This is a genomic window from Mycobacterium helveticum, from assembly GCF_007714205.1.
Taxonomy (GTDB): Bacteria; Actinomycetota; Actinomycetes; order Mycobacteriales; family Mycobacteriaceae; genus Mycobacterium; species Mycobacterium helveticum.
In genome coordinates this window covers 1-18,961 of record NZ_VMQU01000107.1, presented here as the reverse complement: position 1 = coordinate 18,961, position 18,961 = coordinate 1, and the positions used below count along the sequence as shown (strand labels likewise).

Below are 18,961 nucleotides of genomic sequence, written 5' to 3'. Positions count from 1 at the left end.
ACGCCCCCGACAAACACCGCGCACTCCAACGAATCCTCACCCAAGACGAGGCGGCTTGACATAGGGCTTCTCATGCGATGTGTTCCGAGACTCGGCCGACGATGCGCTTGCCGATGACGTTGACCAGCAAGGACAACACCAGCAGGCCGAAGGCGACCACGAACAGGGAGTCCAGATGGAACGGCTGGTTGGCCTCGGTGAACTCGTTGGCGATGACGCTGGGCATGGTCGATCCAGGGCGCAGCAACCCCTGCGGAATGCTGAGAACGTTATTGCCGATCAACATGGTCACCGCGATCGTTTCGCCGAACGCGCGGCCCAAACCCAGGATGGAGGCACCCACGATTCCCGAGCGCGACCGCGGCAACACCGCGATGCGCAGCACCTCCCATTTGGTCGCGCCGATCGACAGCGCGGCTTCCTTCTCGGCGACGGGCGCGGTGTCGAAGACCTCCCGACAGATCGCGGTGACAATGGGCAACACCATGATCGCGAGCACCACGCCGGCAGACAATATGGAATACCCGAAAAACGGTCCCTGAAAGAGCCAGCCCAGCGCGGGAATTCCGGACACCGCTGTCAATCCTCGACCGATCGGTCCCAGTGCTGGAATCAACGCGAACACACCCCAAAACCCGTAGACCACACTGGGGATTGCGGCGAGCAGGTCGACCAACGACGACAACGGTCTGCGAAGCAGCGCCGGTGCGAGATTGGTGATGTAGAGGGCCACGGCGATCGCGACGGGTACCGCGATCGCCATCGCGACCAGCGAGGTCACCACGGTGCCGTAGATGAACTGCAGGATGCCGTACGGGTTGGGAGTCGATGATGTTTCGGTCGCTTCCGAGGGGGCCCAGCGGGCATGGAAGAAGCTCAGCGGCCCGTAGTGCGACAGGGACGGCCACGCCTTGACCAACAGGAAGAGGGCCGTGGCGACCAAGACGGCGATCACCGTGACCGCCGCGGTGGCCATCAGCCGGCGGAACAGTCCGTCGCCGAAGCGGCCGGCCGACGGCACCCGGCCCCAGGGCGCCGATACGGTTTCCGTCGTCACGACTTCACCGGGGACGCTTCGGGGCTCACGGCGCCACCGGGCTGCCGTTGAGGGTGATCTTGTGCACCTGCTCCATCGCCAAACCTTGCAGATCTTTGCCGAGCGGGGCGTAGTTGACGCTGGCGGCGTCGTCCTGGCCGGTGGAAAGCACCCAAGCGAAAAAGTTTACCAGGGCCTTGGCCTTCGGCGCGTTGGTCTGGTTCTGATACACCAGCGCGTAGGTGGTCCCGGTGATCGGGTAGGCGTTGGGGTTGGGTCCATCGGTCAGGCTCACCCGTAGGTCCCGAGGGTACGCGATGCCCTGGGTGCCCGCGGTGATGGTCGCCACGCAGGGCTGAATGAAGTTGCCCGCCTTGTTCTTCACCTGGCCGTAATTGAGGTTTTGCGCCAGCGCGTAGGCCAACTCGACGTATCCGATGCCGCCTTCGGTCTGGTTGATGATCCCGGAAACGCCCTCGTTGCCTTTGCCGCCGATGCCCACGGGCCATGCGATGTCTTTGCCGAAGCTCCTGTCCGGGCCACCAAGGGTTTGCACCCAGGTCGGGCTCTCCTTGGTCAAAAAGTCCGTCCACACCGCCGTAGTGCCCGAGCCGTCCGAGCGGTGGGCCACCGCGATCGGCTGATCGGGCAACGTAATGCCGGGGTTCAGCGCAACCAGCGCCGGATCGTTCCATTTGGTGATCTTTCCGGCGAAGATCTTGCCCAGCGTGTCACCGTCGAACTTCAGGCCGGTCTGGACGCCCTTGACGTTGTAGGTGGGAACCACGGCGCCCAGTGTCAGCGGGATATGCAGGATGGCGCCGGATTTCGCGGCGGCCAGCTCGCTGTCCTTCATCGGGGTGTCGGACGCGCCGAAGTCGACCGTGCCGGCGAAGATCTGTTGCACACCACCGCCTGACCCGATCGACTGGTAAGCGACCTGCACCCCGTCGGATTGTGAGTAGTTCTTCGTCCACACCGACATGACCGGCGCGACAAACGTCGAGCCCGCACCCGACAACGTGTTTGCTCCCCCGTCGATTTTGGGGACCGTTCGCGGGTATCCGGGCTTGGCGGCCGCCTGCCGGCCGCAAATCTGTCCCGCCTGGGCTGTTTGGCCGTTGCTGCCGGCCCCGACATTGCTCGTGCTCCCACACGCGGTCACCCAACCCGCCGCGGCAATGGCAACCACGGCGGTGATCGTCGTCTTGCCCAACATTGACGCCTCCTCAGCCCATCGATGCCCGCGCATCGTCGCGCTCATCGAAGACCGGCGACATGAACACAGATGGTCTCAAATATGACTGGAAGATGAATGCCCCTATGCGGCTGTGGGTCGTTCGTCGCGGCGACGAATCAATGTCCATCTGCACCTTTCCTGCCGGCCGAGTCCCCCCGGGCACCTCACTTCCCGGTCCCGGGCTTGCATATCGGAGAATAGATCAATCATGATTGAGTCAATGAAAGCTGAGTGGGATGAACGGGTCGTGCAGCGGGCGGGGGTTCACGCCGCGCTCGCCGATCCCGGCCGGTTGGCGATCGTCGACGTGCTGCTGCTCGCCGACGCGTCGCCGTCGGAACTGCAGAAGCTGCTGTCGATGTCGTCGAATTTGATGGCCCATCACCTGGGGGTGCTCGAGCAGGCCGGGCTGGTGCGCCGGGTGCGCTCCGAGGGGGATCGTCGGCGCACCTATATGCAGCTGATTCCCGGGGCAATGGAGGTGATGGTGCCCTGCGCCGTGCGCCGGGCTGAACGCGTGGTGTTCGTGTGTAGTCAGAACTCGGCCCGCAGTCAATTGGCCGTCGCGATGTGGAAGCGTCGCAGCCCGCTGCCGGCGGCATCGGGCGGTACCCATCCCGCCGCCACCGTTCATCCGGGCGCGCTGGCCGCGGCTCGGCGCCGGCACCTACCGATGCGCCCACACACGCCGCGTCATCTTGACGATGTCATCCGCCCTGGGGACCTGGTGGTCGCGGTGTGCGACAACGCCCACGAAGAACTGCCCGCCAACCTGGACCATATTCACTGGTCGGTTCCCGACCCGGTGCCCACCGCAAGCCCCGACGCCTTCGATCAGGCGCTCGACGACTTGACCGAGCGGGTCGACCGCCTCGTCCCGGCCGTTCAGCCCTTCTCGCAGCGGAGTTAGATCATGACCGACAACCTCGCCGCCGACAGTGCCGGCCGCATGCGCTCCGATCTGACCATCGACCAGCGGCGGGGACTCGAGGTTGCCGCCACGGCACTGCGCAGGGAGTTCTCCACGATGTTCGGGGCGGAAACCATCGAGGGGTTCCTGTATTCCTCCTACGACCAATTCGCGAGCCGCGCGTCGATTTCCAACTTCTTACCGCTGCTGGCCCAACGGTTCGCGCGGCAGCGGCTGCGCGCACTGGCCAAAGTCGAAGGCGCCTCGAACGACGGAAAACCCGTCGTGCTGTTCCTGTGCACGCACAACGCCGGCCGCTCGCAAATGGCGCTGGGTTTTTTCACCCGTCTGGCCGGCGACGCCGCGGTGGCCTGGTCAGGCGGCTCCGAACCAGGCGAGGAGATCAACCCGGCCGCCGTCGAGGCCATGGCCGAGCGCGGCATCGACATCTCCGGCGAATATCCCAAACCCTGGACCGACGAGATCGTGCGGGCCGCCGACGTCGTCATCGCCATGGGCTGCGGCGACGCCTGCCCACTGTTCCCGGGGCGCCGCTACCAGGAATGGATCCTCGACGACCCCGCCGGCCACGACGTCGACGGCATACGGCCAATCCGCGACGAGATCGAACGACGGGTCCGCCGGCTTCTTTCCGAACTGGAGGTTCCCATCCGTGAATAACCGGACGTCCGAGCCGCGCAACCACTCATCCTGCGCCCTCCCCCGCCGACCGCGCGGTGCCACGGCCGTGCGGAGGCGTATCAGCGGCGCCGTCACATCGATCATCGAGTGGCTTCGCTCCGGCTACCCCGAAGAGGCACCCCCGACAGGCTACTCGCCGCTGCTCGCGCTCCACGGCCCCCGGGCGCTGACGCCGCAACAAACCCGAAAGATCCTCGACGAGCTCGCCGGCGCGCCCGCCGACATCATCGACATCGGGGTCGCCATCACCAAAGCCACCGGCAAGCTACCCACCCAAACCCAAATCCGCGCAATCGCAGCGGCGCTATCCCCGAGCTGAATGCCCGGACCAATTCCCACCAGCGGTAAACCGTCCAGCTCCAAACCGCGGCCCCGGACCCGCACCGGTGCTTCCGCCACGGCTGTGCGACGCAACCGCGAAGCGGGGGGGCCGCGCATCGCGGCCCCCGCGCTTCGTCCTGCTTTAACCTTGTGGGGTGAACGATCGGGCGGTTCGGCTGGGCGGGCTGCCCCCACCAGTCGCGTACGTGCTTGGCGGAGGAGCCAGCCTCGGCGCTATCCAGGTGGGCATGCTTCAGGCGCTCAGTGAGCGCGAAGCCTTCCCCGACCTCGTCGCCGGTACGTCGGTCGGTTCGCTCAACGGCGCCGTCCTGGCCGCGGACCCGAAGGGTGCGGCGAACCGGCTCTCGCACGCCTGGGCACGGATGACCCGCGAGCAGTTGTTCCCGGGTGGTTTGGTCGCCCAAGCCTTGCTGCTGCAGAGGGTCAAGACGCACTTGTTTCCCAATTCCGGACTGGCCGCGATAATCGCCGAGTTCGTCGGGCCGGAAACGACATTCGCGGACCTGACACTGCCGTTCGCCGCAGTAACAACCGATGTCGCCACCGCTCGGCCACACATGGTTCGGGACGGTCCGCTGCTGCCCGCTCTGCTGGCCAGTGCCGCGATCCCGGGCATCTTCCCGTCTGTCGACCTCGACGGCCGCCAACTCTATGACGGCGGCCTGGTGGCCAATGTCCCGATGCGTCAAGCGGTCGCGATGGGGGCACGCTCAATGGTGGTGCTCGACTGCAACTTTCCTGGCCGACTGCCTGGTTCGACTGACACCATCGCCGACATTCTGCTGTACACGGTGATGGTCGCGATGCGCGCGCAGGCCGTGCTCGAGGCTCCCCTCATCGCCGCCGAGATCCCGGTCGTCTACCTTCCCGGGCCGGCGCCCAGACTGATGTCACCACTTGACTTCACACACACCGCTGCGCTGATCGAGGCAGCGTATGAGTCCGCTCGCTCTTTCCTGGACCAACTCCGCGTCGCAGGTCCGGGCATGTACGGAGCGCCATCTCCCTGATCGTCCCGCCGGGCATGCCGGGGACCAGCGATCGGCATCGGTGGACCCTGAGCCAACCGCGACGAAGTCGGGCGAACCGAGCGCTTACGGCTGGACGTGGATCCCGCACTCGGTCTTGGCGAACCCCGCCCAGCGCCCGCTGCGTTTGTCGGCGCCCGGGGCCGGTTTGGTGGTCATGGGGGCGCAGCCGATCGACGTATAGCCCTCGTCCATCAGGGGATTGACCAGCACCTTGTTTTCGGTGATGTAGTCGGCCAGGTCTTGGTCGGACCATGCGGCGATCGCATTGACTTTCACCAACTTGAATTTTTCGTCGAAGCTGATCAGCGGCGCGTCGGCGCGGCTCGGTGAATCGGCACGGCGAAGCGCGGTGACCCACGCGGAAAAGTCGGGCAGCGTTTTGGTCAGCGGGACCACTTTGCGCAGCCGGCAACACTCGTCGGGATCGGTGTAGCACAGGCTGGTGCCCAGCGCCAGCACCGAGGGTTCCGGGTGCAAGGTCATCAACCGGATGTCGTAGCTGGCTTCGACCGCGTCGCGCATGCCGAGGGTTTCGGGGAATTCGTTGCCGGTGTCGATGTAGAGCACCTGCACGCCGGGGCGAACTTTTGCGGCCAGGTCCACCACCACCGCGTCTTGCATGCTGCAGGCGACCACGTAGCCATCGGCACCGAAGGTTTCGTCGGTCCAGCGCAGCAGGTCGACGGCGCTGGCACCGTCGAGGCTTGCCGCGCCGTCCGCCGCGAGCTTACGCAACTCCGCCTCGGTAAAAGAACGAGCCATCGATATCTCCCATCGTTGTGTTTGTTGTCAACGCGGTGTCCGGTAGCAACCGGATGATCTGCGTGGCAGCTGCCCGGTGTCATAGACCCGTGACGGCGACGAGGACGAGCGAGACGTCTCGGACGAGGGCGCGGACGTCGTTGAGGAAGGGCTCGACGTCTTCCTGGGTTTCGGAGGTGACCTCGAAGGTCATGTAGGACGGTGCTTTGGCGCGGGCGCCTTTCACGGTGGGAACTTCGAGGCGGAGGTTGACGATGTCGTAGGGGCGCTCGCCGAGGAGTTCTTCGAGCCGGACCAAGAACTGTTTGTCACCGAATTCGCCCGCGACTTCGACGCGGGCGCGGGTGGTGACGAGCGCGATGGCGGCCTGCGCGTCGGCACGGGCCTTGGCGATGTCTGCGCGTTCGTGCTTGCGCGCGGCCTCTTTCTTGACGGTGCGGAAAATCTGCCGTTCGCGTTCGAGCCTCCAGACGGCGTCCATCGGCGGGAACGTGATGGCGCCGGTCGGGCAGATGTTGCCGCAGGTGGAGCAGCCGACCGCGCAGTTCATCGGGTCGACGGCGACGGCGACGGCGTCCTCGATCTCGAAGACGGCTCGCCCGCAGGTGAGATAGCAGAGCTGGCAGCCGATGCAGGCTTCGGCGTCGATGGTCGGGAACCAGGGGATTTCATCGCGGGGGATCCCGTGCCACAGGTTGGGCTTGGTGTCGGGCTTGGTGTCGGCTTTCGGGTCGGGCTTGGTTTCGGGCATGGTCATCTCCTGGTTCGCGCGGGTTGCCAGCTCTCGAGGATGCGGGCGTAGTTGAGCCGTTCCCAGGCGGTGGGGTCGGCGACGTTGCTTAGGTCGGTCGCGCCGCACGCGTCGTGGCTGCTGCGGTAGTGGTGGGCGTCGAGCCATCCGGTGAGTTCGCGGGTGATCCGGGCGAGGGCGGCGGGCCCGTCGTCGAGCAGGGCGGAGACGAGTTGCACGGTGGTCGCGCCGCACAGGATCGCTTTGGCCGCATCCAGCCCCGTGTGCACCCCGCCCGTCGCTCCGAGCTGCAGCCCGACGTGGCCGTGCAGGACGGCGAGGGCGTGCAGGCGTAGCGGTAGCTCGGCGGAGGTGGAGGGGGTGAGACGCCGGTCGACGTCGAGGGTGTCGAGGTCGATGTCGGGTTGGTAGAAGCGGTTGAACAGCACGAGCCCGGCCGCCCCGGCGGCCGCCAGGTGGGCCGCGAAGGCGGGCAGGCCTGCGTAGAACGGGGACAGTTTCACGGTCACCGGTATCCCGGATGCGGCGGCGACGACGGCGGCGACGGTGTCGATCTGGCGGGTCTCGATCTCGGCGCTGGTCGCCTGCAGCGTGGTGGGGGGCTCGTAGAGGTTGAGTTCGAGCGCGTCGGCTCCGGCGTCGGCGAGCTGGCGGGCCAGGTCGGTCCACCCGCCTGGGGTGATGCCGTTGAGCGAGGCCACGACGGGTATGTCCAGCGCGGCCCGCAGGGCCTGCAGGCGGCGCAGTGTCGGTGCCGGGCCGATGGGAACCACGTCGGTGTCGGGCAGGAACGATCGGGCTTCGGCGTCGGTGTCGACGTGGCTGTCGATGAAGCGGTGCATCCCGAGCTGCTCGGCGACGATCTGTTCCTCGAACACCGACGCCAGGACCACCGCGCCAGCACCGGCGTCGGAAAGGCGCAGGGCGTCCTCGACGGTCCGGGTCAGCGGCGAGGCGCCCACGACCAGCGGGCTGCGCAGCCGCAGTCCCAGCCAGTCGGTGTGCAGGTCGACCACGTCAGTCCTCTTGGGTGGGCAGGTGGACGGCGGCGAGTTGCTGGTAGAGGGCGTGGCGCCGGGCGATGGCGTTCTCGCCGGCGCCCACGAGCCGTTCGTAGCGCTCAGGGTCGGCGAGTTCGACCATCCGGAAGCGGGCCTCCTGCTCGAGGTAGTCGCGCAGCGGGACGGTCACCGGGTCGGCGTCGACGACCAGCGGCGACTGGCCGGTCTCGATGCGGCGCGGGTCGAAGCGATACAGCGGCCAGGCACCGCTGCCCACGGCCCGGCGCTGCTGCGCGGGGGCATTGACCAGGTCGTAGCCGTGGGCGATGCACGGGCTGTGGGCGATGACGAGCGACGGGCCGGGGTAGCTCTCGGCCTCTTGCAGTGCGGTGAGTGTCTGAGGGGTGTGTGACTGCATGGCGATGCTGGCCACGTAGACGTGTCCGTAGCTCATGGCCAGCAGCCCGAGGTCCTTCTTGCTGGTTTCCTTGCCGGCGGAGGCGAACTTGGCGACCGCGCCCAGGGGTGTGGCTTTGGACTGCTGACCGCCGGTGTTGGAGTACACCTCGGTGTCCAGGACCAGGACGTTGACGTTGCGGCCCGAGGCCAGCACGTGGTCGAGCCCGCCGTAGCCGATGTCGTAGGCCCAGCCGTCGCCGCCGACCAGCCAGACCGATCGGGGCACCAGCGCGTCCGCGCACCGGGCGAGCCGGTCGCCGCCGTCGATGTCGGCGAGCAGCGCGCGCAGCCGGGTGACCGCCGCGCGGCGGGCACCGATGGCGGCATCGTCGCCGGTGGGGCACGGGCCGGTGAGCTCGCGCACCAGGTCGGCGGGTAGCTGCCCTGCGAGGCGTTCGAGCAATGCATGGGCGCGGCGGGCGAGGGTGTCGGCGCCCAGGCGCAACCCGAGGCCGAACTCGGCGTTGTCCTCGAACAGGGAGTTGTTCCACGCCGGCCCGCGCCCGTCGGCGTCGGTGGTATACGGGCTGGTGGGGAGGTTGCCGCCGTAGATCGACGAGCAGCCGGTGGCGTTGGCGATCAGCAGCCGGTCGCCGACGAGTTGGGTCAGCAGCCGCAGGTAGGGCGTTTCACCGCAGCCCGCGCAGGCGCCGCAGAACTCGAACAGCGGCTCGAGCAGCGCGATGCCCGAGCGGGTCCGCGGGATGCGGGTGCGGGAGACGTCGGGGATCTGCTGGTAAAAGTCGAACGCTTCGCGTTCGCTGGTCCGGTGTTCGGCCGCGGGTTGCAGGTTGAGCGCCTTGCGGCGGGGTTGGGTTCGGTCCTTGCCCGGGCATACCTCCACGCACAGCCCGCAGCCGGTGCAGTCGTCGGGCGCGACCTGGACGGTGAAGGCGAGACCTTCGAGCTCCGGGGTGAACCCCTCGGGTACCGACCGAAATGTCGCGGGCGCCGCGGCGGCATCGTCGGGTTGGAAAACCTTGGTACGGATGGCGGTGTGCGGGCAGATCATCGAGCAGCGGTTGCACTGCACGCACAGGTCGGGTTCCCAGATCGGCAGGTCCAGGGCGATGGCGCGCTTCTCGAACTTGCTGGTGCCGGTGGGCCAGGTGCCGTCGGGCGGAAAGGCGCTGACCGGCAGCCGGTCGCCGTGGCCTTCCAGCAGCAGGCGCGTTACCCGCTGGACGAAGTCCGGGGCGTCGGCGGGCACCGCCGGTGGGCGAGTCTTGGTGGCGTCGACGGTGTCGGGGATCGGGATCTGATGCAGGGCGGCGACGGCGGCGTCGATGGCGGCGGTGTTGCGGCGCACGATCTCCGAGCCGCGCCTGCCCCAGGTGGCGGTGACGGCCTGCTTCATCCTGGTGAAGGCCTCATCGACGGGCAGCACATTGCTGAGCGCGAAGAAGCAGGCCTGCATCACGGTGTTGATCCGCCGCCCGAGCCCGTGTTCGTCGGCCAGACGGTAGGCGTCGATGACGAACAGGCGACAGTCGCGTTGCAGCAGGGTCTGCTGTACTTCCCGGGGCAGACCGGCCCAGACCTGCTCGGGCGGAACCGTCGTGTTGAGCAGGACGGTGGCGCCCTGCTCGGCGCGGTCGAGAACGTCGAAGCGGTCCAGGAAGCCGGGGTCGTGCACGGCGAGGAATCCCGCACGGCGGATCTGGTAGGTGGAACGGATCGGTGCGGGTCCGAAACGCAGGTGTGACACCGTCGTCGAACCGGCCTTCTTCGAGTCGTACACGAAGTAGCCCTGACAGGCCTGCGCTGTCGCATCACCGATGATCTTGATCGTGGCCTTGTTGGCGCTCACCGTCCCATCGGAGCCGAGGCCGTAGAACACCGCACGCGAAACCCCGGGCGGCTCGGCGCCGAACTCCTCGTCGACCGGCAGGGACAGGCCGGTCACGTCATCGTTGATGCCCAGGGTGAAGCGGGTGCGGGGCCGCTCGGCATCGAGTTCGTCGAAGGCGGCCTTCACCATCGCGGGAGTCAGTTCCTTGGAGCCCAGCCCGTAGCGGCCCCCGATGATGCGGGGCAGCGCGGCGCGGGTGCCGGTGGTGACGGCGTGGGCCAACGCGGCGGTAACGTCCAGCAGCAACGGCTCGCCAGTGGCGCCGGGCTCTTTCGTGCGGTCCAGGACCGCGAGCGAGCGCACGGATGCGGGCAGCGCGGCGTGGAATGCGCCCATCGCGAAGGGCCGGTACAGGCGCACCTTCACCAGCCCGACCCGCTCGCCGCGAGCGAGCAGGGCGTCGACGGTCTCGTGGGCGCACTCGGCGCCGGAGCCCATCATCACCAGCACCCGCTCCGCCTCGGGGTGCCCGACGTAGTCGAAGAGTTGGTAGCGCCGGCCGGTCAGCGCCGCAAAGTGCCGCATCGTGTCGGCGACGACGTCCGGGCAGCGGTCGTAGAACGGGTTGGTGGCCTCCCGGCCCTGGAAGAAGGCGTCGGGGTTCTGCGAAGTGCCGCGTGCGACGGGGCGCTCGGGGTTCATGGCGCGGGTTCGGTGCGCTTCGACGGCCTCCGCGTCGACGAGGGCCGTCAGGGTGTTGTCGTCCAGCGAGCCGATCTTTTGCAGCTCGTGCGAGGTGCGGAATCCGTCGAAGAAGTGCAGGAACGGAATTCGGGTGGCCAGGGTGGCCGCGTGCCCGATGGCGGCGAGATCGTGCGCCTCCTGTGGCGAACCGGACGCCAGCAGCGCCCACCCGGTCGCGCGGGCTGCCATCACGTCGGAGTGGTCCCCGAAGATCGACAGCGCGTGGGTGGCGACGCTGCGGGCCGCCACATGGATGCAGCACGCAGTCAGTTCGCCGGCGATCTTGTAGAGGTTGGGCAGCATCAGCAGCAGCCCCTGCGACGCGGTGAACGTCGTCACCAGCGCGCCGCCCTGCAGCGCCCCGTGCACCGCGCCCGCGGCGCCGGCCTCCGACTGCATCTCGACGACCTGGGGCACCGTCCCCCAGAGGTTCGGCCGCTGTCTGGCCGACCATTCGTCGGCGTGCTCACCCATCGGTGAGGCCGGCGTGATCGGGTAGATCGCGACGACCTCGCTGAGCCGGTAGGCCACCGACGCGACCGCCTCGTTGGCGTCGACGGTCACCAGCGCCATTTCGTGACCGGCGGGCGGCGGGCGGTGTTGCGCCGCCGCAGCCGAGGCGGCGGTGTCGATGCTCACGACGTCGCAGACGTCGGGGTGGTGAGGATCCGTCCCTCGATCGTGCACGCCGCCGACAACGTGTTGTACACGGTGCCGAACCTGCGCAGGTTACGGTCCAGCAGGTCCACGCGGTGCTCGGGCTCATCGGTGACCAGCCGCATCTCCCAAGTGATCTCGGCGAACTTCGGTGGCGCGTCCTGGCGGCGGGCTGAGACATCGACCTCGGCACCCTCGTACCGGAACGGCAGCAACTGCCCGGACCGTTCGAGGCTCTTGAGCAGGCACGCCGCCAACGCCGACGCCAGCAACTCGGCCGGCCCGGGCAGTCCGGACGGTTCGCTGGCCCAGCTGGCGTCGAAGGCGATCGTCTCGGTCCCGGCGGCCGCTTCGGCCCGTCCGCCGCCGATGGTGCGCGCCCGAACCCGGTACACCGTCGGTGGCGACGAGGGCTGCCTAACCTGCTCTGACATCGGGGCTTGTTTCCTTCCAAACCGGTGCGCGGGCATCGGCCGCCCTTGCCGGTCATGGCGTGTGATGCCTTCTCAGATTACCGCCCGGCACCGGGTTGGCGGCAGGGCACCACGGAGCCGCCTCCGCCCCAACGACTTACACATCACACCAGCGTGTAGAAACAGCCCCAACAGCCTGATCAGACGGTTCCGTTACAAGGCGTACGAGATAACCGCATGCGGGCACGGCGATGGTTAGGGCGCCATGGCGGGGTGAGGGAGTGGCCGGCTTCGATGACCTCGGATCGGGTGCCGGCTTGGCGGACAAGGTTTTCCCCGCGGCGCAAGCGGCGATCAGTGCGGGGAGGGCGAGGCGGTTGGCGGCGATGAATCCGGCTGTCGCCAGCCCGTCGAGGTATGCCTGCTTGGACAGGGCTCCGGCGACGCAGCCGAGATAAGAGCGGCGTTCGGCCCGCTCGGCCGCGCTGAGCTGGTCTTCGACGAAGACGTCGTCGATGCCGATCCGCACGCCGGGAACCAGGACGCGAAACATCTCGGCAAAGACGTCGTGGTTGCCCACGGATAGGTTGATCACGCAGTTGGAGATCACCACGTCGACTGAGGCGTCGGGCAGCGGGATGCATGTGCGAGGTAACCGAAACTGTCACCGGTTCGTGCAGCAGACCCGCCGGCGAGGTGCTGACTTGGTAGGTGGACCGCACGAAACGACAACCCGGCCTCGCGTCGCGGGCCAACACCACGAAACGGAAGGAAAGACCATGACCAGTGAAGGCAAGACCGCCGCCGGGACGGGCGACGAAGAGGTATTTGACGTTCTCGTCATCGGCGGCGGTCCCGGCGGCACGCCGGCGGCCATGGCGCTAGCGCAGGCGGGCCGCCGCGTGGTGCTTGTCGAGGATGGCCCGGGCCTTGGCGGCACCTGCCTGTTCGAGGGTTGCATCCCATCGAAGATCTTTCGCGAGAGCGCTTTCCGCCGGGCCGAGATGGAGCGAGCGGGCGCGTTCGGGCTGGACCTTCCGCAGGGCTGGACGGCCCCGGTGAACTGGTCCACGGTGCAGGCGCGCCGCCACCACATCCTGGCCGGTCGCTCCGCCGGCGCGCTGGCCAACGCGCGACAGTTGCCGGGGCTCGAGGTCGTCTTCGGCCGCGCCCGCCTGACCGGGCCGCGCGCGGCCATGATCGAGCGGCAGGGCGAGGCCCCGCGCGCCGTGCGGTTCGGGAACGCGATCCTCGCCACCGGATCGTCGCCCAGCCGCCTGCCGATCCCCGGCGCGGACTTGCCCGGGGTGATCGATTCCGAAGGGCTGATCGGTATCGGCTTCGTGCCCGAGACGATGGTGCTGATCGGGGGCGGCCCGGTCGGGGTGGAGATGGCCCAGATCTTCGCCATGCTCGGCACCCGGGTCACGGTGCTGGAGGCCGCGTCGCGCATCCTCGGGCCGGTGGACGCGACGCTTGCCGAACTTCTGGCCGGCCGTCTGACGGGCGCGGGCATTGGCGTCGAGACCGGCGTCCGCGTCGAGCGGATCGAGGCGGCCGAGAGCGACGGGCATTGTGTCCACTACAGCCGCGACGGCAATGGCAAGGCCCCCAGCGTCTCGGCGCAGGTGGTGGCGATCGTCGCCGGGCGTCATCCGAACGTCGTCGGCCTTGGGCTCGAGGCGACGGGCGTCGAACACGGGCCCCACGGCATCGCCGTGAACGACCAGCTGGAGACCACCGAGCCCGGCATCTTCGCCACCGGCGATGTCGTGGGCAACCCGATGTTCGCCCATTGGGCCACCGCGCAGGCGCTGGCGGTGGCACGGTACATCCTCGGGATGCCGGTCGACTTCCCGCGGCCCGAGCACAATTCCGCCGTCATCTTCTCGTCGCCGGAGATCGGCATGGTGGGGCTGACCGAAGAGGCCGCCCGCGCCGCCGGCATGGATATCGACGTGGCCGAGTATGACTACAGGATCGACGCGCGCGCCCAAATCGCAGGCGAGGTGCTAGGGCGGCTGCGCATCGTCTATCGCCGGGACGGCCGGCGCATCGTGGGCATTCACGCGCTCGTCGAAGGCGCGGCGGACCTCATGGGCGAGGCGGCGCTTGCGGTGCGAAATGGCTTGACGCTGGAGCAGATGGCGGCCAGCATCCACCCCCATCCGACGCTGACGGAAGCCTTCGGCCTGGCCACGCGCACCGCGCTTGAGGGCCTTCTCGCCCCGGTCGTTTCAACCGCAATACGAATGGAAAGCAAATGACATCAGGAAATGGATCTTTCCCGGATTGTGGCTGGCCAACGGTTTGCGCCACGGCCTCAACGCGGCCGAAAGCGCATCGATGAGGCCCACCTGCTCGGCGGTGCGCACCAGGGTGATCGCACCGGCCTGCGAGACGATCCCGCGGCCGGTGGCGTCAACGGACAACGATGGGTACCACGACGTAGACTTGCCCACCAGAAAGGTGCTCGGCGAACTTGCGATATTCGACCTTAGACAAGCCGAATTATCCGAATTCAGAGCACCTTTCTTCATTCACGACACGGAACTCCTTATCCGGGTGGGTTATTCGCTATAACCTTGTCGTTGGCTGAGGCGCAAAAGTACCGGTGCATCGAGGGTTTCGCCGAGTTCGAAGCGACGGTTGTGTGGTGATTGTGGCCATGCGTGCACAGATTGCCACTACGTTGCGCCCGCGTACCGCCGCCTCGACGGGATGCCTCGTGGTGCGCGGCGTCGTGCACGATGACGTCGCAGTTGTCGCCGACTGTCCAGGCATGGTTTTCGAATTATCAACTACCGCAGTCGAGTTCGAACTTATGAGCGGTGACGATGCGCTCGATCGCGGTCACCCAAGCACCATCACCGACCGCAGCACTTCACCGCTGCCACTTTGAGACGCGCGCTCGATGTCGCCCAGCCCGACGCGTTCGCAGAGAAAGTCTCCAGCGCGAACCGGGCTCCCGCGAGATCAGGAGCGTGGAACGCATGCCTCCAGCTGTCCGCACGGCCGACGGCATCGACCACCACGTCGGCGCCGAACTCACGCGGCCACCTCGGCCTGCTGTTATCGGTGCCGATGGCGATGCCGCGACGGGCCGATCTGGGCCAACCCGGCGATCGCGGTGTTGCCGACGCCGCAAGAGCCGATGACCGCAGTGGTGTCGTCACGGTTGACCGCCCCGGTTTTGACGACCGCGCCCAGGCGGCGATCGTCCGCAGCCCAGTAGCCTGGCCACCGCCGGGCGAGTCGCCGGCATCCATTACGGCACGCTCTGTTCCAGTCGTCGGCTGGACATGACGGGTCGGCTCCACGGTTGCGACGTCGGTGGCACTGCCACTGCGCCGTCGACCGGGATGAGGACTTGACCCGCTACTGGACGGCGGGCAGCGGAGATTGTTTATGGCCGTGGGACCGGCTGTCAGCGGTGCACCAACTCGCTGCGCAGTAGAGCTTTACCGGTTCAGCGCAGGTGCCATTTATGTGGCGGCGTGAGCTGATCAGCAGCGCTGGGGCCCCAGGTGCCTGCCGGGTAAGGATGAATGGCACCGGGTTCCCTGATCGCTGGGGCGACGATCTCCCAGGCCCGTTCGACCACGTCTTCGCGCAGGAAGAGGGTTTCATCTCCGGCGAGGGCGTCCAGGAGTAGGTGCTCGTAGGCCTCTGGGGGCTCGACGGCAAACGCCGTGCCGTAGGAGAACCGCATCGGCACGGTCTGCATGTCGGGCCCCAGCCCTGGCTCTTTGACGCGGAAGGCGATGCTTATGCCCGGATCGGGTTGAAGCTGGATCATGATGCGATTGCAGGGCACGCCAGCGACCGCCTCTGCGAAGAGGTGGCCGGCTCCGGGGTCGCGTAACTCGACAACGACCTCGGTGACCCGGTGTGCCATGCGCTTGCCGGTGCGCATGAGGAACGGCACGCCGCGCCACCGGTCGTTGTCGACCCAGGCCCGGACCGCGACGTAGGTCTCTGTGCTCGAGTCGCTGGCCACGTCCTCCTCCTCGCGGTAGCCGGGGACCTCGTGACCTTCGACGACACCCCATTGGTACTGGCCGCGAACGACGTCGGTCGGATCGAAGGGCCGCACCGCGTCGAGCAGCGCTGCCTTCGCGTCGCGCAATGGCGCGCCGCCCAGTCGGGCTGGGCGTTCCATGGTGAGATATGCCAGCACTTGGAGCAGGTGGCTCTGGACCATGTCACGCATGGCTCCCGCTGTCTCGTAGTAGCCGCCCCGGTGCTCCACGCCGAGGGTCTCGGCCACCGTCACCTGCATGTGTTCGATAGCCTCCCCACTCCAGATGCGCTCAATCAGGGGATTGGCGAATCGGAACACAAGGATGTTCTGGAGGGTGTCCTTGCCGAGGTAGTGGTCGATCCGGAAAATCTGCGGCTCCGAAAAGGTCCGTCGCACGGCTCGGTCCAAGGAGCGGGCGCTCGCCAAGTCGTGGCCGATCGGCTTCTCGAGCACAACTCGAGATGGCCCGGTGGCTCGCTGTGCGCCGATACCTTCGACGATGAGCGCGAACAGCTTGGACGGAGTGGCGCAGTAGTAGAGCCGTCTGCCAAGGGTATGTAACGTCGACTCGAGTTGACCAAGACGCCGGTCAAGGGTCTCGTAGCACACGCCCGTGTTGTAGTCACCGGTGACGTAGAAAAGCCCCTCGGCGAACCGCTGCCAGTGCACCTCGTCGATCCGACGACGCGAGAACTCTTCGACGGCTCGGCGGGCGTGGATCCGGAAGTTCGCGTCATCCCATGCCTTGCGGCCATACCCGACTACCGCGAACGGCGTCGGAAGCAGGCCGTCATGGGCGAGGTTGTAGAGCGCGGGTAACAGCTTGCGTCTGGCCAGATCACCCGAGGCGCCAAAGATCACCAGCAGCTGCGGAGGCGGGGGTGCCTTGCTCACCCCTCGAGGATAACGAGCAGGCGGGCAGATAATCTCGGCCGGACGCACGCCGCAAGCAGGTCCTTTGCCAGGATCGGTACTGTCGCCCATTGCGACTGTCCTAATTGCTGCTAGGGTTCGCGAGCGGAGGTGTCCGAGACCTGGTGGGCTCCACCGCCTTCAAAGCGGTTGGCCGTGGCGAACCCACGGCGGCGGGTTCGATTCCCGTCCACCTCCGCCACCTCGCCTGGTGGATTGGCCGCAATCTGCAGCGGCTCGATGGGCTGGCGGATCTCCAAAACAGGAAACGCAAGATGCAGCAGCACGTGTCGGTGCCGGAAGCAGAGATCCGGTTGGTGCTCGCCGACGTCGTCGTGATGGCCACGTAGAAACCTCACTGTGCCGCAACCGTTCGCCGGGAGGAAGACTCGGCCGTAGTGAGCCCTGGTAACCAAACCTGAGCCGACGCACACACCCGAGTAGGTATCACCGCCGCAAAGCTGGCCAGCCATATCACAGGCCTCATAACAGGCTTGTGATCCCGCGACGCGTGTTGGCAGTTCGATGATCCGGATCGGTTTGCAGCCGCCTCCTCACCCACTCATTGCCGATCTCCCGGGCGGGGAGCAGGAAACAACTTATTAAGTATCCATAAGTAACTCGGGAATGACGTTATCACTGCCGCAAATTGGTGCATCGTCATCCGTTCATGCATAGCGAACGCTACCGGCTGTATGATTTCCGACGCGTCGCCGCCGAAAATCTGCGCGCCCATAATCAGTCCCGTTTGGACATCGAAAATTACTTTCCCGAACCCTACGGGTTCTCCCATGACGAGGGCCGCTGGGCAGATGTGGCGATACTCTACCTTGTGCACGCCCACTTGTCGGCCCGCGTCCGTTGCCTCTCGCTCCGTAATTCCGACTCCGGCGATGGGAGGGGTGGTGCCGATCATCCAGGGAACAATTGCTTCCTCGATGCTCTTGGGCGGCGTGTGAAGTGCGTTGTAGGCGGCTAGCCGTCCTTCATACATAGCCACCATCGCCCGTTGTAGCGCTCCCCTGCGGACATCGCCCGCCGCCCAGATATTGGGCACGCTGCTGCGTAGCGTTTCGTCTGTCACAACACCGTGGTCGACGACCACCCCAACCGCCTCCAGACCCAGGCCTTGGGTCGCCGGTTGCTGGCCGGCGGCGATCAGGACGCAATCGGCCTCTAGCATAAGTGGCTCGTCCACTCTGGTTACGGAAACCTGATAGCCTTTTCCCGTTTGTGAAATGGCGTCCACGTTTGTGAAAGTTAAAATCTGAATTCCCAGTCCCGCAGCATGTGCGAGTACTGCGGCCCTCACGTCAACGTCCGCCTCGACCAGAGCGTCGTGCCGTGCAACGACCGTAACCGGAACACCCAACCGTGCGAATATGTAGGCAAATTCGAAACCGACTATTCCGCCGCCAATGATCACAAGCCGGTCCGGGAGCTTCTCGCGCCTTAGCAGCTCCACGTGGGTGATCGCATGCTCGATCCCCGGTATTTCGAGGCGCGGCGAGTGCGCGCCGGTTGCGATCAGTATCTGCTCGGCAGAGAGTCGAAGGCCTCCGGCATCCACTGTGTGTGCGTCGAGCAACGACGCCGTGCTGGGGAAAAAGGCCACCCCGGCGCCGTGCAATCGCTCGGGCGTGCTGCGGTCTTCGCATTTCTCAATGGAATCATGCGCTCGTTGCAGCGCACTGGCCCAATTTACTCGCGCCTCACTGCCGCCCGTACCGAATTCGATACCGAATTCGGTATGACGCTTTACCAGATCTAGGACTTCGGTGACCCTAACTAGGGTCTGTTTAGGTATTCAACCATAGTTAAGTCAAGTGCCGCCGAGGCGGTCGCGTTCAATCAGAGCCACCCGGGCTCCAGCCATAGCAGCGGTCATCGCGGCAGGAGTGCCGCATGGCCCGCCGCCGATAACCACCAAGTCGAATTCTGAACCCGACTTATCGGATTTCATACGATCTCTCCACCCAGTGAGTGCGTTGGACCGCACCTTATCAAGGCCCTCGAAGATCAAGGCCCTCGAAGATCAAGGCCCGAGAAGCGGGACGAACCGCCCCGTCGAAAAGCGTAAATGGAGCTTCGCCTCCTTGTCCAGTCGGCGGCAAGCATCACGGGAAGTGCCCGCGAAACGCCCTCGGTGCATCACGTAAGAATGCCCGCGAAACGGTGATCCTCG

Annotated in this window: 17 protein-coding genes, 1 tRNA gene and 2 pseudogenes; 7 read left to right on the top strand and 13 right to left on the bottom strand. The window is 66.6% G+C overall.

Features of this window, described 5'->3' with window-relative positions; all coding sequences use genetic code 11:
• Nucleotides 1-70: 70 nt before the first annotated feature.
• Both pstC and pstS read right to left on the bottom strand, forming a co-directional pair.
• On the bottom strand, nucleotides 71-1,057 hold the full coding sequence (gene pstC, locus FPZ47_RS20695) for a phosphate ABC transporter permease subunit PstC (protein WP_144954450.1): 987 nt from the start codon (nucleotides 1,055-1,057) through the stop codon (nucleotides 71-73).
• 25 nt (nucleotides 1,058-1,082) lie between these two features.
• Complete coding sequence (gene pstS, locus FPZ47_RS20690) at nucleotides 1,083-2,255, bottom strand: phosphate ABC transporter substrate-binding protein PstS (protein ID WP_168209519.1); 1,173 nt, start codon at nucleotides 2,253-2,255, stop codon at nucleotides 1,083-1,085.
• A gap of 241 nt (nucleotides 2,256-2,496) precedes the next feature.
• Between pstS and FPZ47_RS20685 the strand changes: the two genes are divergently transcribed.
• The 4 genes from FPZ47_RS20685 to FPZ47_RS20670 all read left to right on the top strand — a co-directional run bounded on the left by FPZ47_RS20685 (nucleotide 2,497) and on the right by FPZ47_RS20670 (nucleotide 5,240).
• Nucleotides 2,497-3,186 (top strand): arsenate reductase/protein-tyrosine-phosphatase family protein, encoded by a 690-nt coding sequence (locus tag FPZ47_RS20685; protein ID WP_144954456.1) that lies wholly within the window; start codon nucleotides 2,497-2,499, stop codon nucleotides 3,184-3,186.
• A gap of 3 nt (nucleotides 3,187-3,189) precedes the next feature.
• Nucleotides 3,190-3,867 (top strand): arsenate reductase ArsC, encoded by a 678-nt coding sequence (locus FPZ47_RS20680; RefSeq protein WP_144954459.1) that lies wholly within the window; start codon nucleotides 3,190-3,192, stop codon nucleotides 3,865-3,867.
• A 67-nt stretch (nucleotides 3,868-3,934) separates the two neighbouring features.
• Nucleotides 3,935-4,207 carry a DUF3349 domain-containing protein gene (locus FPZ47_RS20675; protein WP_144954463.1) on the top strand — a complete coding sequence of 91 codons (273 nt, stop codon included), beginning with the start codon at nucleotides 3,935-3,937 and terminating at the stop codon, nucleotides 4,205-4,207.
• 157 nt (nucleotides 4,208-4,364) lie between these two features.
• Nucleotides 4,365-5,240, top strand: coding sequence for a patatin-like phospholipase family protein (locus tag FPZ47_RS20670; protein WP_246133504.1), 876 nt, complete (start codon nucleotides 4,365-4,367; stop codon nucleotides 5,238-5,240).
• Nucleotides 5,241-5,324: 84 nt separating this feature from the next.
• Here FPZ47_RS20670 and FPZ47_RS20665 read toward each other — a convergent pair whose 3' ends face one another.
• The 6 genes from FPZ47_RS20665 to FPZ47_RS20640 all read right to left on the bottom strand — a co-directional run bounded on the left by FPZ47_RS20665 (nucleotide 5,325) and on the right by FPZ47_RS20640 (nucleotide 12,474).
• Nucleotides 5,325-6,023, bottom strand: a complete 699-nt coding sequence (locus FPZ47_RS20665) for a phosphoadenylyl-sulfate reductase (RefSeq protein ID WP_144954466.1) — start codon at nucleotides 6,021-6,023, stop codon at nucleotides 5,325-5,327.
• A 79-nt stretch (nucleotides 6,024-6,102) separates the two neighbouring features.
• Complete coding sequence (locus tag FPZ47_RS20660; RefSeq protein WP_144954469.1) at nucleotides 6,103-6,774, bottom strand: ATP-binding protein; 672 nt, start codon at nucleotides 6,772-6,774, stop codon at nucleotides 6,103-6,105.
• Nucleotides 6,775-6,776: 2 nt separating this feature from the next.
• A complete protein-coding gene (locus tag FPZ47_RS20655) occupies nucleotides 6,777-7,790 on the bottom strand; it encodes a dihydroorotate dehydrogenase-like protein (RefSeq protein WP_144954472.1) in 1,014 nt (337 codons plus the stop codon).
• Nucleotide 7,791: 1 nt separating this feature from the next.
• A complete protein-coding gene (gene nifJ, locus FPZ47_RS20650) occupies nucleotides 7,792-11,343 on the bottom strand; it encodes a pyruvate:ferredoxin (flavodoxin) oxidoreductase (protein ID WP_144954498.1) in 3,552 nt (1,183 codons plus the stop codon).
• Between the two features lie 62 nt (nucleotides 11,344-11,405).
• Nucleotides 11,406-11,861: an OsmC family protein gene (locus FPZ47_RS20645; protein WP_168209518.1), complete on the bottom strand. Its 456-nt coding sequence runs from the start codon at nucleotides 11,859-11,861 to the stop codon at nucleotides 11,406-11,408.
• A gap of 136 nt (nucleotides 11,862-11,997) precedes the next feature.
• A complete protein-coding gene (locus FPZ47_RS20640) occupies nucleotides 11,998-12,474 on the bottom strand; it encodes a methyltransferase domain-containing protein (RefSeq protein ID WP_281291880.1) in 477 nt (158 codons plus the stop codon).
• 145 nt (nucleotides 12,475-12,619) lie between these two features.
• Here FPZ47_RS20640 and FPZ47_RS20635 point away from each other — a divergent pair, with 145 nt between their 5' ends.
• A complete protein-coding gene (locus tag FPZ47_RS20635; RefSeq protein ID WP_168209517.1) occupies nucleotides 12,620-14,107 on the top strand; it encodes a dihydrolipoyl dehydrogenase family protein in 1,488 nt (495 codons plus the stop codon).
• A gap of 12 nt (nucleotides 14,108-14,119) precedes the next feature.
• On the opposite strand, the pseudogene FPZ47_RS20630 reads toward FPZ47_RS20635, so the two are convergent.
• Nucleotides 14,120-14,302 (bottom strand): annotated as a pseudogene (locus FPZ47_RS20630) (IS1380 family transposase); the annotation flags it as partial.
• A 194-nt stretch (nucleotides 14,303-14,496) separates the two neighbouring features.
• Here FPZ47_RS20630 and FPZ47_RS20625 point away from each other — a divergent pair.
• On the top strand, nucleotides 14,497-14,742 hold the full coding sequence (locus FPZ47_RS20625) for a hypothetical protein (RefSeq protein ID WP_144954484.1): 246 nt from the start codon (nucleotides 14,497-14,499) through the stop codon (nucleotides 14,740-14,742).
• Nucleotides 14,743-14,806: 64 nt separating this feature from the next.
• On the opposite strand, the pseudogene FPZ47_RS29700 reads toward FPZ47_RS20625, so the two are convergent.
• A pseudogene (locus tag FPZ47_RS29700) lies at nucleotides 14,807-15,102 on the bottom strand (S-(hydroxymethyl)mycothiol dehydrogenase); the annotation flags it as partial.
• Between the two features lie 207 nt (nucleotides 15,103-15,309).
• Nucleotides 15,310-16,758, bottom strand: a complete 1,449-nt coding sequence (zwf, locus tag FPZ47_RS20620; protein ID WP_168209516.1) for a glucose-6-phosphate dehydrogenase — start codon at nucleotides 16,756-16,758, stop codon at nucleotides 15,310-15,312.
• A gap of 125 nt (nucleotides 16,759-16,883) precedes the next feature.
• On the opposite strand from zwf, the gene FPZ47_RS20615 reads away from it, so the two are divergent.
• Nucleotides 16,884-16,978: transfer RNA gene (locus FPZ47_RS20615), tRNA-Sec, on the top strand.
• A gap of 360 nt (nucleotides 16,979-17,338) precedes the next feature.
• Here the strand turns inward: FPZ47_RS20615 and FPZ47_RS20610 are convergent.
• Together FPZ47_RS20610 and FPZ47_RS30725 are read right to left on the bottom strand one after the other, a co-directional pair.
• Complete coding sequence (locus FPZ47_RS20610; RefSeq protein ID WP_168209515.1) at nucleotides 17,339-18,391, bottom strand: FAD-dependent oxidoreductase; 1,053 nt, start codon at nucleotides 18,389-18,391, stop codon at nucleotides 17,339-17,341.
• A 207-nt stretch (nucleotides 18,392-18,598) separates the two neighbouring features.
• A complete protein-coding gene (locus FPZ47_RS30725) occupies nucleotides 18,599-18,739 on the bottom strand; it encodes an FAD-dependent oxidoreductase (protein ID WP_144954493.1) in 141 nt (46 codons plus the stop codon).
• Between the last annotated feature and the right edge of the window lie 222 nt (nucleotides 18,740-18,961).